The sequence below is a fragment of the Aquamicrobium aerolatum DSM 21857 genome (assembly GCF_900113935.1).
GTDB lineage: Bacteria > Pseudomonadota > Alphaproteobacteria > Rhizobiales > Rhizobiaceae > Aerobium > Aerobium aerolatum.
The window spans coordinates 1-14,505 of the sequence record NZ_FORF01000013.1; the positions used below are offsets into that span (position 1 = coordinate 1).

A 14,505-nucleotide genomic window follows, 5' to 3' on the forward strand; every position below is an offset into this window, starting at 1 on the left:
AAACCGGAGGCATTTTGATGACCCCACGTTAAGGGGTCCCGTTTGGACGAAAATCACCCCTTAAACAGGGTCCTCATTCCATGAAAAATCACATTGTACGATGACGCTTTTGTGCGGCCCAATCGGGAAAGCTGGCTGGAGGCCGCGTGAAGGTGCCAACGATCATCCATCATATCTCGGATGAAATCCGTGCTTGCGTTTTGAACAGCTTCCTACGGGTGATGTCACTTTGATTGGCCTTCGAGTGGCATTTTCTACTGCCGTTCGAACCCGGCGGGTGACAGCATCTCCTTCCTGATTTGCTTGCGAGGTGTTTTACCCCTTCCCTCTTGCTGGCAGCGTAAGCGTTGATGGTTGCATGATCCCGCAGCCGGACGATCGCTTGACTGCGACTAATTTCGGCCTCGCGCCAGCCTCTTTTGCTGCGCCGCCGCAACAGCATGACTTTTCGAGGGTAGCCAGCCATCCGAACACGTCCTCGATCTGGTCACCGCTGCAATCGAGCCGACGACGTCGTCGGAGGCTGCCAGCGAAGCCGATAAACTGCATGGAGACCAGACCGTGGGGCCAGGCAGCTATTACTTGTTGCGGGAGGCGTGAAGGCGTTCACGCCAGTATTCGGTGCCTTCCTGGATGTGGTCGAGCAGAACGCCTGCGGCCCAGTGGGTCTCTTCCACATCGTATTGGATAACGCGGCTGCCGGGTTCGGCGAAGGTGCCGAGGCGGTTGTGGTAGAATTTTGCCAGTTTGGGATAGCCCATCGGTTCGGCCATGGCGGCAAGCGCAAGGAACACTTTCAGCTCTTCGATCTCGCCGCCATCCTCGGTGCGACGCGCGTAAAGTTCGGCGTAGAGGTCGGGGTGGAAATTGGTGAAGACGCCTGAAAAGCCCTTTGATCCCGAACGCATCGCGTCGAAGGCGATGGCGGCATTGGCGTTGATGACGGCGAGCGGTGAATCTTCAGCCAAGGCGACGCGACGCTGAACGGTTTCAAGGTCGCAGGAGACATCCTTGAGAACAACAAAGCGCCCGCTGTCACGGCACAATTTGAACTCGTCGTCGCTGAGCAGGCGGCGGTAGGGCGCCGGGCATTCATAAAGACCGAGCGGCATGTCCGAAGGCAGGGCCGCCAGCAACGCATCGAGATGGGCGCGGAAAGCATCCGTGCCCTTGTTGTCGGGATCGAGCCGGTTGGTGACCAGCACCAGCGCGTCGACACCGGTGTCGGCGACCGCCTTCAACTCGGCGATCTGCTCGTCCAGGTCGGTGCTGATATGCCCGGAGGAGATCACCGGCAGCTTGCTGCCTGCGAGCTCGACGACGCGCTTTGACAAAGCGACGCGCTCGTCCAGCGTCAGGCGCTGCATCTCGCTCGACTGGCACACTGCAAAGAGGGCATCGGAGCGATGCTCGATATACCAGTCGACAAGGTTTTCCAGACCTTCCCAATCGATCGCCCCGCCATTGTCCATGGGGGTCAACATGACCGGGACAATACCTTCAACCGCTCTGCGCATCATTCCACCCGTTGCCTTTCGTCCGGCCAAAATTTATATACAATTCCATTTCAGAATAGCATTCCAAAATGATCATGAACAGGGAGGATGGCGTGTCAAAAGTTCTGCGGTGGGAAGACGACGCTCATGTGTGGTCCGGACCGGATTATGGCGACGACAACATTCGCTATCATCCTTCCGTCAAATCGGCGGCGGTGGCGGGCAGGATCATCACCTGCGTCGATGTGGTCGACTGGGATGGCGATGGCGGGCGCGATCTTTTGCTGTCGAGCTGGGATGCCTGCTATGACGGACGCGTGTTTCTGCGGCAGCAGATCGGCGTCAATGCGGATGGCACGCCGATTCTAGGCAAGGAGGAACTGATCGAAGGCGTGCGCGGCTATGTGACCGCGGTGCCGGATGGCGATGTGTTCCATCTCGTCTCGGCCTCGCGCATGCGCAAGCAGATTTATCTCTACCCCAACATTGGCACCAGGGGCGCGCCTGAATTCGGTGCGCCGGTGGCGCTTGATCTCGACGCCGACTGGGTCAAGGGCAACGAGTTCTACCATATGGCGCGCTTCGTCGATATTGACGGCGACGGTGAAAAGGAACTCGTCGTCGGCAGCGACCATTGGGACGATTATTGGCCGAACGGCCTGGAGTGGAACGATTTCGGCTATCGCGGCTATGATGCGGCAGATCGCTGGCTCGGCGGGCCGCTGCGCGCCTATCTCTATGTGTTCAAGAACAAGGGTAGCCTGGCCGCGCCGGTGCTGGAGAAGGGCTATGCGCTGAAGGCGGGCGACACGCCGCTGGAGGTCTATGGCCAGCTTGGCCCGGCGTTCGGCAAGTTCGATGACGGTGCGCCTTTGGTCGTGGCGGGCGAGTTCTGGAACATCCTGCATGTGGCGCGTCAGCGCGACGATGGCCATTTCGAACCGCTGCGTCTCATTCGCGACCGTGACGACAATGTGCTGGAACTGGACCAGTGCATCCATCTGCCCTGCGTGGTGGATTGGGATGGCGATGGCAAGCTCGACATTCTCGTCGGGGCGGAAGACGGTTATGTCACCTTCCTGCGCAATGTCGGCACCGGCAGCGATGGCCTGCCAAGATTTGAGAAAGTCGGTCGCGTCGAAACGACCGAACCGCTGATCCATGCCGGTGTGCTGCCATCGCCCGCCGCGCATGATTTCACCGGTAATGGTCTGCCCGACCTTGTGGTTGGTAACAGCACGGGCGAATTGCTGTTTTATGAAAATATGGGGCCGGCCGGAAACCCGTCTCTCGGGCTGGAGCGATTCATTGAAGCGGGCGGCAAGCCGGTTCGCATCGCGGCCGGACCGACCGGGTCGATCCAGGGACCGTCGGAAAAGATGTTTGGCTATTCCTGCCCGACGGTGGCCGACTGGGATGGCGACGGCAAGGCCGACATCCTGTTCAGCGACGTGCATGGTTATCATCGCTTCCTGCGCAATCTGGGCGGAGAGGGAACGCCGCGTTTTGCCGAAGAGCAATTGCTGACCTATGGCGGCAAGCCGCTGAAGACGGTGTGGCGCGTGCGCCCGGCCGTGGTCGATTGGCAGAACGATGGCCAGCTGCACTATCTCGCGCTGGACGAGGAGGCGCGGCTGTCGGATTATCGCCGGGCGTCCGACACCGAGCTGGTCGACAAGCGCTTCCTGCGCTGGGAAGATGGCGAGATCATCACCTTCACCGAAGATGTCGGCGGCGGGCGCGGCCGTGCCAAATTGTGCATCTGCGACTGGGAAGGTCAGGGCCGGCATGATTTGATCGTCGGTGTCAATGCGCGTGCCACCGTGCCGCCCAAGCCCGGCAATGCGCCACGCCACACCACCAAGCAGGCGGCGATCTTCTACTGCCGCAATGTCGGCACGCCCGATAATCCGGTGTTTGCAGCGCCGATCCAGATGAAGCATCGCGGCGAATATATCGCGATGGCGATGCATGTCGCTTCGCCCGAAGCGGTCGACTGGCGCGGCACCGGCAGCCTCGACCTCGTCGTTGGCGTCGAGGACGGCACGCTGGTCTGCCTCAAGCGGGAAGATCTGTCATGGTAGGCGTGCGCGTCGATGGCACGACACGGCTGATGGGGATCATCGGCGATCCGATCAGCCAGGCCAGGACACCGCAGGCGATCAACCCGATCTTTGCAGGCAAAGGCGCCGACATTGTCTGTGTGCCGCTGCATGTGCCGGCGGACGATCTTGCGACCGTGTGGGCGGGGCTGAAAGCCATGCCCAACCTGATCGGCTTTGGCGTGACCCTGCCGCACAAGCAGATCGTGCCGCAGCTCTGCGACAGTCTCGATCCGCTGGCCGCGCGGATCGGTGCGGTCAATGTCGTGCGACGCGAACCGGATGGCAGATTTCGCGGCTATCAGTTTGACGGGCAGGGCTTCGTGCGCGGGCTGATCGCGCAAGGCGTGGTCCTGCAAGGGCGCGATGCGCTGATGATCGGCGCGGGCGGGGCGGCGGTGGCGATTGCGTTTGCGTTGCAGCAGGCGGGCATTGCCCGGCTGGTGGTGGCCAACCGCACCTTTGACAAGGCCGAAGCCCTGGCCCGTGCGGTCAATGAGGCGACCGGAACGTCTTTTGCGACTGCCGGTGCGCCGACGCCTGAGTCGGGTCAGCTGGTCGTCAACGCGACATCGCTGGGGCTGAACGACAGCGACCCACTGCCACTGGACGTGTCAATGCTGCAGGCGGGGATGACGGTGGCGGAAGTGATTGCAAAACCGGAGATCACGGCGCTGTTGCGCGCTGCCGAACAACGCGGCGCGGCGATTCATTCCGGCATTCACATGATTACCGGTCAGGTCAGCCTGATCGCCGATCACATGATCGCGGCGCTCGGTTAAAGCAAAATTGCCGCTGGTTTCAGGCCAGCGGCGTTCCTGCCGGACGTCCGGCGGCAAAGCCGGCGATCAGCGCGATTTGCGCCGACAGCATGTCGTTGCCATCCGATATTGCGCAGCCGGCTGCGCGGGCAGCGCGCAGCAAGGGTGTGTCGCCGGAAAGCGCTGCAATATCGGCAACCAGCATCGAGGACACGAGGCGTTCGGGCGCAAACGGGAAGGTCGCCGTGCCCTTGATGCCGATCGGCGAGGCGTTGAGGATCACGTCAAAATCGCTTTGTGACAGATCGGCTTCAACGGCCAGATCGCGCTGCGCAGCGGCATTGACGATCTCGATGGTGGCGGCAACGGATGTTGGATCGAGATCGAGCAGCGCCAGTTGTGCCAGTCCTTCGGATGCCAGCGCATGAGCGATGGCGCGTCCGGCCCCGCCTGCGCCGACCATCAGCACCTTGGCACCCTTCAGGCGGCTCCGATTGTCGCCCAGTCCGGCGACGAAACCGTCGCCATCAAACAATGCGCCATGCAGCCTGCCATTGGCTGCGCGCTGGATCGAGTTAACCGCGCCGACTGCTTGCGCCGTCGGTGTCAGCGTGTCGCATAATTGCGCAGCGGCGATCTTGTGCGGGACGGTGACGCCGATTCCAGCCGTGCTCGGCATCGCGGAAAACGTCGCCCAAGCCTGCGCGAAAAGGCTGGCGGGGACATGGAACGGGACCGCGACGATGTTTTCGCCGGCATTGGCAAAGAGCGGATTGATCAGACGCGGGGTCTGGACCTGCGCCACCGGGTCGCCGAAGACCGCATAGGTCCGGGTGCTACCATTCAGGTTCGGGATCGTGTCGGTCATGGGGTCACCAGATCTGGAAATATCTGCGTGCAACGCTGGACGACCGTGTCGAGCACAAAGGCCGGGTCGCGCGCGGCCCAGTCGTCGGAGAAGATTTCGACCTCGACCGGCCCGTTGAAGCCGGTGGCGCGGACCAGCCCGTCGATATAGGGCAGGTCGATGATGCCATCGCCCATCATGCCACGGTCGCGCAGCAGATGGCGTGTCGGCACCAGCCAGTCATTGACGTGGAAGCCAAGGATGCGCCCGGCTTTCCCGGCGCGCGCGACTTCTTCTTCCAGCCGCTCGTCCCACCAGACATGGTGGACGTCGATGACGATGCCGATGCCATCGCCCAGCGCATCGCAGATCGCATTGGCGTGCGACAGGCTGGCCAGGGTCGTACGGTCGCCGACCAGCATCGGGTGCAGCGGTTCCAGCGCCAGCTTCACGCCGATCTGCCGCGCCTGATCGAGCAGGCCGCCGATGATGTCCTCGTGCCGGCGTCGCGCGGCCTTCAGGTCATGTTCGCCGTCAACCAGACCGCCGGTGAACACCAGCACATGATCGGCACCGAAGCGCGCGGCCTGCTCCAGCTGGGCGGGCGCCTTGTCGAGTTCTGTGGCAATGAACGGACCGATGCGATTATAGCCGTACACCGTCATGCCGGCCTGCTGCAGAGCTGCCTGCGCGGCGGCTTCGCCGACCTTGTCGATCTCGTCGCCCCAGATCGAGACAGCGCGCAGATTGCGCGCGGCGCACAAATCGATGAAGGCCAGCATGTCTGCCTTCTCACGCACGGTGGCGTGGTTGATCGCGATGTCGCGGGTCATAAAGGTCCCTAGAATTTGTAGACGCCGAGCTTCGCGAAAATCTTGTAGATGCGCTCGGCATAGGCCGAAAACTCGGGATATTCGCCAAGATGGGCCGGGCGGGGACGCGGCAGGTCGATCTTGATTTCCTCGACGATCCGGCCAGGATTGTTCGACATCACCAGCACGCGGTCGGACAGGCCGACGGCCTCTTCAATGGAGTGGGTGATGAACAGAACCGTCTTGCGGGTTTCCAGCCAGAGCATTTCGAGGTCGTGCCGTATCTGGGTGCGGGTGATGGCGTCGAGCGCGCCGAACGGCTCGTCCATCAACAGCATCGACGGGTCATGAACCAGCGCGCGGGCGATGGAGACACGCTGGCGCATGCCGCCCGACAACTGGCGTGGATAGCGGTCCTTGGCATGGCTCAGGCCCAGCCGGTCGAACAGCATGTCGGCACGGGCACGGGTCTGCGCCTTGTCGAGACCGCGAATTTCCTGCTGCAGCATGACATTGTTCATGGCGGTGCGGAAGTCGAGCAGCAGATGGTCCTGAAACACGATGCCGACTTCGGAAAGCGGCTTGGTCAGCGCCTTGCCGTCGACCTTGATGGTGCCGGTGGTGCAGGGCTCGAGGCCGGAGGCCATCAGCAATGTCGTGCTCTTGCCGCAGCCCGACGGGCCGATCAGGCTGACAAATTCGCCGGGCTTGATGTCGAGGTCGATCGGACCGAGGGCATGGAAAGCCGCATCGCCGGAGCCGTAGACCTTGGTCATGTTGGTGGCGACGATCGAGGCCCCCGCATGGGAGGTCTGGCCGCTCGACAAGGCGCTGTTGGGGGATGCGTTTTCAGTCATGGTCTGTCCTGAAACTTCGAAAAACGGGTTATGGAATCAGTAGGCGGTATTTGCCCACGGCATCAGGATCCTGCCGGCAATGCTCATCAGGCTGTTGAACGCTAGCGCAACGATGGCCGCAGCGATCAGCCCGGCGAACATCAGCGAGACATCCATGTAAGCGGAGGCTTGCAGGATCATGAAGCCGATGCCGGCATTGGAGGCGATGAACTCTGCGACGATGACGCCTTCGACGGCTTTGACGACACCGATGCGCATGCCGGAGAAAATATGCGGCATCGCGGCGGGCAGACGGAACTTGAAGAAGCCCTGCAAGGACGACGCGCCCATGGTGCGCGAGATGTAGAACAGGCGCGGATCGATCGACTTGAAGCCTGAAATGGCGTCCACCAGGATCGGAAAGAAGCACATCAGGAACACGATCAGCGCCGCAACCAGCGGACTGATGCCGAACCAGACGATCAGGATCGGCCCGATTACGGTTTTCGGCATGATGTTGAGGAACACGATGACGGGGTAAAGCCCTCGCTCCAACGCCGGGACCGAGGCAATAGCGAGCGCGAGCGGAACCGCGATCAAAACGCCCAAGCCGAACCCTTTCAGGATCGTCACCGACGTTGCAAGGGCGTGGTGACCGATCATCTGCCAGTCGGTGACGAGGCGGTTGAGAAAATCGGACGGGCGCGGGAACAGCCAGCGCGGCACGTCATAGGCCCATGCCAGAAGCTCCCACAATCCCAGCAGTGCGGCGACCGAGAGAACAGCGATAATGGCCGATCCGACAAAGGACTGTCGCAACCTGTCGACGCTGTGCCACAGGCTGCGTTGGGGAGAGGCGGCGACCACCTTCGTGAGGGCGTGATCAGGCATGACCAGCATGGATCCTGTGTTCTGTTCCGAAATGGCTCGCGGGAAATAAGTTCCCGCGAGCGCTTGTGGCGCTGCCTTACTGGCAGGTGACCGGCGTCTGCGGGACGTAGTCGTTGGTGTAGTAGTCGGTCACCGGACGGTCGGCTGGGACACCCATGGCGGTGGTCATGACGTCGTACATCTTGTCCCATGTCGCGGCGTCGGTGACGCCGATGCTGTCGCCAGCACCGCCGGGGCAGACCGAGTTGAAGCTGTAGACCGCGCCCTGCATCAGCGCATCATGCGTCAGTTGCGTCTCCGGGAACATTTCCTTCAGCGTATCGACGGCCGTCTTCGGGTCCTTCATCGCTTCCTGCCAGCCTTGTGCGGTCGCCTCGATGAAGCGACGGAACATGTCCGGGTTTTCCTTCAGCTTGTCGTCGAGCGCGACAAGGCTGAGGCTGGCGAGCGGCACGCCATGATCGTAGAAATACATGTTGCTGGCCTTGTAGCCTTCGGCGGCCAGCGGCACGACAACGTTCTCCGGCGTCCGCGCCACCGCGTCGACCTGACCGGAAGTCAACAGACCGATGAAGGCCGTGTCGGAAGCGTTGATGATCTCGACATCGGATTCGCTGATGCCGTTGGCCTTGAGAAAGACGGGGATCAGCGGCACAGCGGCTGCGCCTGGATTGACGGCAAGACGCTTGCCGACGAGATCCTTGGGCTCATTGATGTTTGCTGTCTCAAGCGACTGAACACCGAACTGGCCTGACTTCCAGATCGTCGAGATGATGCGGATCGGGGCGCCCTGCGCCGCGATATTGATAGCGGCAACCGTGTCGGCAAAGCCAAGCTCGACCTGCCCGCTTGCGACCAGCTGCGCGGCGACGGCCGAGCCGCGGCCCTCGATCAGCGTCACGTCGAGATTGTGCTTGTCATAGATGCCGAGCTTTTCAGCCATGACGAAGCCGAGATGCGCGGAATCAGCGGTCCAGTTCATCTGCATCGAAATCTTGTCCTGCGCATAGGCGCTGCCAAATGGCAGGGCGGACACGACTGCGAGCATCGCAAGCGTCTTTTTCGATAGAATTTTTGACATTTAATATCCTCCTAGAAAGCAGATTTTGGTGCCCGGCATCAAACGCTCCGCCAGGGCAGGAGCAACCTTTCAACCAATGTGACCAGACCGCTCAGCACCACTCCGATCATCGAGGCGACCATGAGGATGGCGAAAAGCAGCGGCGTGTTGGAACTGTCCATGGCGCGCAGCACGAGATAGCCAAGCCCGCTCTGGGAATTGAGCCATTCGACGACGATCACCACTGTGACGGCCACAACGGCGGTGATCCTGAAGCCCGAAAAGATGTAGGGTGCAGCCGAGGGCAGCTCGAATTTGGTGAACGTCTGCCACCACGACGCGCCCATCGAGCGGCTGAGATAATATTGCCGCTTGTCGATCGCGCGAAACCCTGTGGCGCTGTCGACCAGCACCGGGAAAAACGTGATCAGCGCGGTCAACAGGATTTTTGGGAAATCGGCAAAGCCGAACCAGACCAGCAGCAGCGGCGCCAGCGTGATCTTGGGCATGCCCTGAATGAACACGACGATCGGATAGAGAATCTGGTCGGCGAGACGGAAACGGGCGATGAGATAGGCGAGGATGATGCCGGGGATGGCCCCGGCGACAAAGCCGTAGAGAATGAGCTTGGTCGTAATCAGGCCGTGACGGGCGAGCCGTTCGTGGTCGATGACGAGTTGCGAGAGGAACGCGCTCGGGGCGGGCAGGATGAAGCTGGGCACCTCGAACCAGCGGACGAGGAATTCCCAGATCAGAAGCAATCCGGCAAACCAGATGATCGGTTCGGCAATCTGGCGGGCGGATGAAAGGGGGCTCTTCAAGGCGTAGGCCTTTCATTGACGCTGACCACGTTTGCACGCTGCCGCGACCGTACGGCCCAGATGGCGGCGATATCCTGCGCCGCCTTGTGCAAGGCAGCGACGAGCGTGTCGTAGCGGTCGGGGGCAATCCGGATGGCGGGGCCGGCGACGCTGATTGTGCCGGCGACGGGCGCATCGACAAGCGGGCTGGCGAAAAACGGAACGGCAAGCGCTGCCGTGCCCTGTTCGGCTTCTTCCAGTGAAAGCCCATAGCCGCGCTCGCGCGCGACCCGTAGGCGGTCCCGCAATTCGTCGATGGTTTGCGCGCTGTTCGGCCCCAGCGGTCGGTTGGCCTGAAAGCCACGGGCAAACACGATGCGCACCGCTTCATCTTCCGGCAGGGTCGACAGCCAGGCTTTGCCGTTCGCGGTAGCGTGGAGGATGATTTCCTGCCCCATATCCGGGTCGTAGCGCAGGCCCGAGGTTGCCCCCTGGGCACGCGCGACCCAGACGAGGTCTTCGCCCTCGACGATGGCAAGGCGGCAATATTCGCGCGTCTCGCGCGCCAGATTGTCGAGCACCGCCTGCACGATATCGGGCACCGCACGCGCATCGAGATTGCGAAATGCCAGCGTGCTCATGCGCAGCGACAGCGAATATTTCTGGCTGAGCGGATCCTGAACGACCCAGCCATGGTTCAACAGCGTGACGATCAGCCGGTGAACGGCACTGGCCGGCATATCGAGACGGACAGCAAGTTCTGTCACCTCGACGGGTTCACGCTCGTTGGCAAGGACTTCGAGCAGGGCCAAGCATCGGCTTACGGCGGCAACGGTCAAGACAGGTTCCTCCTGGAGAGAATTCTAGATCAACTGATTCCAAAATGGAATAGCATTCCAGTTTTATGTTTTGTTGAGTGGCAATCGGAAAGATGTCCTATCATGACGACAGCTTTTTGGATCGGCTCTGGTGGTGCACGATGGTTGGTCGAAAATCTGCGCCAGGCTGCAGTGACGATTCAATCATTTGAGCCAAAGCATGGTACGATTTTGATGAAGTCGAGGAATGTGGCGGCCAGCGATTCCAGATCGCCGGCTATTGCCTCAAGCGGCTGGTCGAACACCGTCATCTCGATCCAGCGGTAGAGGCGCCGTTGGCCGTCTGATAGGGGGCGAACCGTTCTGTGCGGAAGTCGCGCCGTCCTGAAACCTGAATTTGTTGCTGCAGTCTAGAGCGATTCCAGCAAAGGTGCGAAGCCGCTTTGCGTTTGGAATTGCGCTGAAAAACGGAAATGATCTAGCTTTTCTCGCGCAGCGTCACAGCGGAGGCGGCGAGTACCAGCCAGCCGAGTATCATAGATGTGCCGCCGAGCGGAGCGGCCATCGGAAACAGCCGGGTTCCGACATAGTGGCGGATCAGCAAATCGCCGGCAAACAAGAGCACGCCGACCAGCAGGATCGCGCCGCCAATCGCCAGCACCCGCCCGCGTCCAAACAGTCCGATGGCAAGCAGCGCCGGGGCGTGGGCCAGCAGGAAGCTCGCCGCTGTCGCGACATTGCCGCCACCAGCATGAGCCGCCGCCGCTGACAGCGCAACGCCGGCAGCGCCGAAGAGGCCACCGGCAAGGGTGAAGACGGTGCGCATGGTTGTCATCGGTAAACTCCGGTCGCGGCAGGAATGGTACGCTGTGCATAGCAACATCGCGGCGCCGGAGCGAGATCATTTGCGCCTGGCGGGCTTTGGCAGGTTGAGCGCGATGGCGGCGCGGATGAGCGCGGTGAATGCGGCGGCGTCGACGGTCTCGCCTTCGCGCAGGTCGATGGCGCGGCGGGTGTTGCCGTCAAGACTGGCGTTGAACAGGCCGGCCGGATCGGCGAGCGCTGCGCCCTTGGCGAAAGTCAGCTTGACCACCGCCTTGTAGACTTCGCCGGTGCAGATGATGCCGCTTTGCGACCACACCGGCACGCCGCGCCATTTGATTTCCTCGACGATGTCGGGATCGGCTTGCAGGATGATGCTGCGCATGGCGGCCAGCGTCTGGCCGCGCCAGTCGGAGAGCGCCTCGATCTTGGCGTCGATCTGTGCGGCAGCGGTCGGGTTTGTCATCGGCCTGCTTCCTACATCTTTTCGCCGGGTAGCTGGCTTGCCTGTTCCACCCAGTCGGCAAACTGGGCTTCGTCAAAAGGCGCGTCTTCGTAAATGTCGAGATAGCGCACATGTTGTTGTTTCGACTTGCCCGGCGGCAGTGGCGTCAGCGCCGCACCGCGGAAGAACGCCACCTTCACGTATTTCGTCATGCAGTGAAAGCTGAGGAACCAGAGGTCATTCCTGGTGCCATAGAACGGTGAGTTCCATTTCACCGCCTTGGCAACGTCTGGAACAGTGCGCGTGACGATGGCGTCGAGGTGCGCGCCGAGATCGCGCTTCCAGCCCGGCATGGCGGCGATATAGGCCTGCACGGGTGCGTCGCCAAAGCCTTTGGCGATCTGTGGATTGCCGCCGGACAACAGCACGACGGTATCCGGGTTTGGTGGCTTGTCCTGCGCCATGCAGCTTCCTATCTCTCGCCCGGACCAGAATAAAGCATGTTGTTGGCGGAGTCTGCACGCGGCAGATGAAGAGATGTGGCCGGGTTTCCGAAGAGGCTGTGTTGCCCCCGCGACCTGCGCAATCTAGAAGAAGCCGGTTTGGGTGCTCACATGCAGCTTTTGCCATCGATCAACGTGCTAAAGCCGCTTGCACCCCCAAACGACGGTTCTTATATACGCCGCAACATCACGGGAACGTCAGAACGACGCGCCGGTGAATATCGAGTTGTAAGGGGCCGTCCCCGGAACGCCTGATTGGGTCCATGACGGTCTGCTAAAGGAGAGAATGAACATGGCGAAAGTTATCGGTATCGATCTGGGAACGACCAATTCCTGTGTCTCCGTCATGGACGGCAAGGACCCCAAGGTCATTGAGAATGCGGAAGGTGCGCGCACGACGCCATCGATGGTTGCCTTTACTGACGATGGCGAGCGCCTCGTCGGCCAACCGGCCAAGCGCCAGGCGGTGACCAATCCGGAAAATACCCTGTTTGCGATCAAGCGTCTGATTGGCCGTCGCTTCGACGATCCGGTGACCAAGAAGGACATGGGCCTCGTCCCCTACCATATCGTCAACGGCGACAATGGCGACGCCTGGGTCGACGCCGGCGGCAGCAAGCAGTCCCCGAGCCAGATCTCGGCCATGATCCTGCAGAAGATGAAGGAAACGGCGGAAGCCTATCTCGGCGAGAAGGTCGAGAAGGCCGTCATCACCGTTCCGGCCTACTTCAACGACGCCCAGCGCCAAGCCACCAAGGATGCTGGCCGCATCGCCGGTCTTGAAGTGCTGCGCATCATCAACGAGCCGACTGCGGCGGCCCTCGCCTATGGCCTCGACAAGAAGGACGGCAAGACCATTGCCGTTTACGACCTTGGCGGCGGCACCTTCGACGTGTCAGTGCTGGAAATCGGCGATGGCGTGTTCGAAGTGAAGTCGACCAACGGCGACACCTTCCTGGGTGGTGAAGATTTCGACATGCGTCTGGTCGAGTATCTTGCCGCCGAGTTCAAGAAGGAACAGGGCATCGACCTGAAGAACGACAAGCTTGCCCTGCAGCGCCTCAAGGAAGCTGCGGAAAAGGCCAAGATCGAGCTGTCCTCGACGACCCAGACCGAAATCAACCTGCCGTTCATCACCGCTGATGCGACTGGCCCGAAGCACCTGACGCTGAAGCTGACGCGCGCCAAGTTCGAAAGCCTGGTCGACGATTTCGTCCAGCGCACCATCGAGCCGTGCAAGGCAGCGCTGAAGGATGCCGGCCTGAAGGCGGGCGAGATCGACGAAGTGGTTCTGGTCGGCGGCATGACCCGCATGCCCAAGATCCAGGAAGTCGTGAAGCAGTTCTTCGGCAAGGAGCCACACAAGGGCGTCAACCCGGATGAAGTCGTCGCCATGGGAGCGGCCATTCAGGCGGGCGTCTTGCAGGGCGACGTCAAGGACGTGCTGCTGCTCGACGTGACGCCGCTGTCGCTGGGCATCGAGACGCTGGGTGGCGTGTTCACCCGCCTGATCGAGCGCAACACGACGATCCCGACGAAGAAGAGCCAGACCTTCTCGACCGCAGAAGACAGCCAGTCGGCTGTGACGATCCGCGTCTTCCAGGGCGAGCGCGAAATGGCCGTCGACAACAAGATGCTCGGTCAGTTCGACCTGGTCGGTATTCCGCCAGCGCCGCGTGGCGTGCCGCAGATCGAGGTCACGTTCGACATCGACGCTAACGGCATCGTCAACGTTTCGGCCAAGGACAAGGGCACCGGCAAGGAGCACCAGATTCGCATCCAGGCATCGGGTGGTCTGAGCGACGCCGACATCGAGAAGATGGTCAAGGACGCCGAGGCCAATGCCGAAGCCGACAAGAAGCGTCGCGATGTCGTCGAGGCGCGCAACCAGGCAGAGGCGCTCGTCCATTCGTCCGAGAAGTCGCTGTCTGAATATGGCGACAAGGTCTCGGCTGACGACCGCAAGGCGATCGAAGATGCAATCGCTTCGCTGAAGGGGGCGCTTGAAGGCGACGAGCCTGATGCAGAAGACATCAAGGCCAAGGCGAATACGCTGGCGGAAGTGTCGATGAAGCTGGGTCAGGCGATGTATGAAGCAAGCCAGGCGGAAGCTGCTGAAGCTGATGCCAAGGCCGATGCCGCAAAGTCCGGCGACGACGTTGTCGACGCCGACTTTGAGGAAATCAACGACGACGATGGCAAGAAGTCGGCCTGATCCGGTCAGGCTGAAGACGAAAACCCGGCCTAGCGCCGGGTTTTCCATAGGTGGCCGATGCGGCAACGCTGGCCCGGTGCTTTCGAAAGATGGTGTT

At 61.4% G+C, this 14,505-nt stretch carries 15 protein-coding genes; 4 read left to right on the forward strand and 11 right to left on the reverse strand.

Annotation, left to right across the window (positions count from 1 at the left end):
* Window positions 1-578: 578 nt before the first annotated feature.
* The gene (locus BMZ42_RS11745) at window positions 579-1,520 is read right to left on the reverse strand and encodes a dihydrodipicolinate synthase family protein (RefSeq protein WP_342028952.1); all 942 of its coding nucleotides are present in this window, start codon (window positions 1,518-1,520) and stop codon (window positions 579-581) included.
* An 89-nt stretch (window positions 1,521-1,609) separates the two neighbouring features.
* On the opposite strand from BMZ42_RS11745, the gene BMZ42_RS11750 reads away from it, so the two are divergent.
* Window positions 1,610-3,580 (forward strand): FG-GAP repeat domain-containing protein, encoded by a 1,971-nt coding sequence (locus BMZ42_RS11750; protein ID WP_175556702.1) that lies wholly within the window; start codon window positions 1,610-1,612, stop codon window positions 3,578-3,580.
* The gene (locus BMZ42_RS11755) at window positions 3,574-4,380 is read left to right on the forward strand and encodes a shikimate dehydrogenase family protein (protein ID WP_091522548.1); all 807 of its coding nucleotides are present in this window, start codon (window positions 3,574-3,576) and stop codon (window positions 4,378-4,380) included. The genes BMZ42_RS11750 and BMZ42_RS11755 overlap by 7 nt, the downstream gene beginning before the upstream one ends.
* A 19-nt stretch (window positions 4,381-4,399) precedes the next feature.
* On the opposite strand, the gene BMZ42_RS11760 is transcribed toward BMZ42_RS11755, so the two are convergent.
* The 7 genes from BMZ42_RS11760 to BMZ42_RS11790 all read right to left on the reverse strand — a co-directional run bounded on the left by BMZ42_RS11760 (window position 4,400) and on the right by BMZ42_RS11790 (window position 10,444).
* Window positions 4,400-5,227, reverse strand: a complete 828-nt coding sequence (locus tag BMZ42_RS11760; protein WP_091522549.1) for a shikimate dehydrogenase family protein — start codon at window positions 5,225-5,227, stop codon at window positions 4,400-4,402.
* Window positions 5,224-6,039, reverse strand: a complete 816-nt coding sequence (locus BMZ42_RS11765) for a sugar phosphate isomerase/epimerase family protein (protein ID WP_091522552.1) — start codon at window positions 6,037-6,039, stop codon at window positions 5,224-5,226. Before BMZ42_RS11765 ends, BMZ42_RS11760 begins: the two co-directional genes overlap by 4 nt.
* Window positions 6,040-6,047: 8 nt before the next feature.
* Window positions 6,048-6,875, reverse strand: a complete 828-nt coding sequence (locus BMZ42_RS11770; protein ID WP_091522554.1) for an ABC transporter ATP-binding protein — start codon at window positions 6,873-6,875, stop codon at window positions 6,048-6,050.
* 36 nt (window positions 6,876-6,911) lie between these two features.
* A complete protein-coding gene (locus tag BMZ42_RS11775; RefSeq protein WP_175556703.1) occupies window positions 6,912-7,745 on the reverse strand; it encodes an ABC transporter permease in 834 nt (277 codons plus the stop codon).
* Window positions 7,746-7,821: 76 nt separating this feature from the next.
* Window positions 7,822-8,826 (reverse strand): ABC transporter substrate-binding protein, encoded by a 1,005-nt coding sequence (locus BMZ42_RS11780; RefSeq protein ID WP_091522560.1) that lies wholly within the window; start codon window positions 8,824-8,826, stop codon window positions 7,822-7,824.
* Window positions 8,827-8,864: 38 nt separating this feature from the next.
* Window positions 8,865-9,626, reverse strand: coding sequence for an ABC transporter permease (locus tag BMZ42_RS11785; protein ID WP_091522562.1), 762 nt, complete (start codon window positions 9,624-9,626; stop codon window positions 8,865-8,867).
* Entirely contained in the window at window positions 9,623-10,444 is an 822-nt protein-coding gene (locus BMZ42_RS11790) for an IclR family transcriptional regulator (RefSeq protein ID WP_091522564.1), read from the reverse strand. The genes BMZ42_RS11785 and BMZ42_RS11790 overlap by 4 nt, the downstream gene beginning before the upstream one ends.
* Window positions 10,445-10,546: 102 nt before the next feature.
* On the opposite strand from BMZ42_RS11790, the gene BMZ42_RS11795 reads away from it, so the two are divergent.
* On the forward strand, window positions 10,547-10,750 hold the full coding sequence (locus tag BMZ42_RS11795; protein ID WP_091522567.1) for a hypothetical protein: 204 nt from the start codon (window positions 10,547-10,549) through the stop codon (window positions 10,748-10,750).
* Between the two features lie 151 nt (window positions 10,751-10,901).
* On the opposite strand, the gene BMZ42_RS11800 is transcribed toward BMZ42_RS11795, so the two are convergent.
* The 3 genes from BMZ42_RS11800 to BMZ42_RS11810 all read right to left on the reverse strand — a co-directional run bounded on the left by BMZ42_RS11800 (window position 10,902) and on the right by BMZ42_RS11810 (window position 12,154).
* Window positions 10,902-11,258: a DUF423 domain-containing protein gene (locus BMZ42_RS11800; protein WP_091522569.1), complete on the reverse strand. Its 357-nt coding sequence runs from the start codon at window positions 11,256-11,258 to the stop codon at window positions 10,902-10,904.
* 66 nt (window positions 11,259-11,324) lie between these two features.
* Window positions 11,325-11,711 (reverse strand): DUF1801 domain-containing protein, encoded by a 387-nt coding sequence (locus tag BMZ42_RS11805; RefSeq protein ID WP_091522571.1) that lies wholly within the window; start codon window positions 11,709-11,711, stop codon window positions 11,325-11,327.
* Window positions 11,712-11,722: 11 nt separating this feature from the next.
* A complete protein-coding gene (locus tag BMZ42_RS11810) occupies window positions 11,723-12,154 on the reverse strand; it encodes a DUF1801 domain-containing protein (protein WP_091522574.1) in 432 nt (143 codons plus the stop codon).
* Between the two features lie 331 nt (window positions 12,155-12,485).
* Between BMZ42_RS11810 and dnaK the strand changes: the two genes are divergently transcribed.
* On the forward strand, window positions 12,486-14,408 hold the full coding sequence (dnaK, locus tag BMZ42_RS11815) for a molecular chaperone DnaK (RefSeq protein ID WP_091522802.1): 1,923 nt from the start codon (window positions 12,486-12,488) through the stop codon (window positions 14,406-14,408).
* The last annotated feature ends 97 nt before the right edge of the window (window positions 14,409-14,505 follow it).

Excerpts from the sequence above, each read along its gene's own strand:
- BMZ42_RS11770 (WP_091522554.1), bottom strand. The coding sequence starts at position 6,875 with ATGACTGAAAACGCATCCCCCAACAGCGCCTTGTCGAGCGGCCAGACC.
- BMZ42_RS11780 (WP_091522560.1), bottom strand. The coding sequence starts at position 8,826 with ATGTCAAAAATTCTATCGAAAAAGACGCTTGCGATGCTCGCAGTCGTG.
- BMZ42_RS11745 (WP_342028952.1), bottom strand. The coding sequence starts at position 1,520 with ATGATGCGCAGAGCGGTTGAAGGTATTGTCCCGGTCATGTTGACCCCC.
- BMZ42_RS11755 (WP_091522548.1), top strand. The coding sequence starts at position 3,574 with ATGGTAGGCGTGCGCGTCGATGGCACGACACGGCTGATGGGGATCATC.
- BMZ42_RS11775 (WP_175556703.1), bottom strand. The coding sequence starts at position 7,745 with ATGCCTGATCACGCCCTCACGAAGGTGGTCGCCGCCTCTCCCCAACGC.
- BMZ42_RS11760 (WP_091522549.1), bottom strand. The coding sequence starts at position 5,227 with ATGACCGACACGATCCCGAACCTGAATGGTAGCACCCGGACCTATGCG.
- BMZ42_RS11810 (WP_091522574.1), bottom strand. The coding sequence starts at position 12,154 with ATGGCGCAGGACAAGCCACCAAACCCGGATACCGTCGTGCTGTTGTCC.
- BMZ42_RS11800 (WP_091522569.1), bottom strand. The coding sequence starts at position 11,258 with ATGACAACCATGCGCACCGTCTTCACCCTTGCCGGTGGCCTCTTCGGC.
- BMZ42_RS11795 (WP_091522567.1), top strand. The coding sequence starts at position 10,547 with ATGACGACAGCTTTTTGGATCGGCTCTGGTGGTGCACGATGGTTGGTC.
- dnaK (WP_091522802.1), top strand. The coding sequence starts at position 12,486 with ATGGCGAAAGTTATCGGTATCGATCTGGGAACGACCAATTCCTGTGTC.
- BMZ42_RS11805 (WP_091522571.1), bottom strand. The coding sequence starts at position 11,711 with ATGACAAACCCGACCGCTGCCGCACAGATCGACGCCAAGATCGAGGCG.
- BMZ42_RS11765 (WP_091522552.1), bottom strand. The coding sequence starts at position 6,039 with ATGACCCGCGACATCGCGATCAACCACGCCACCGTGCGTGAGAAGGCA.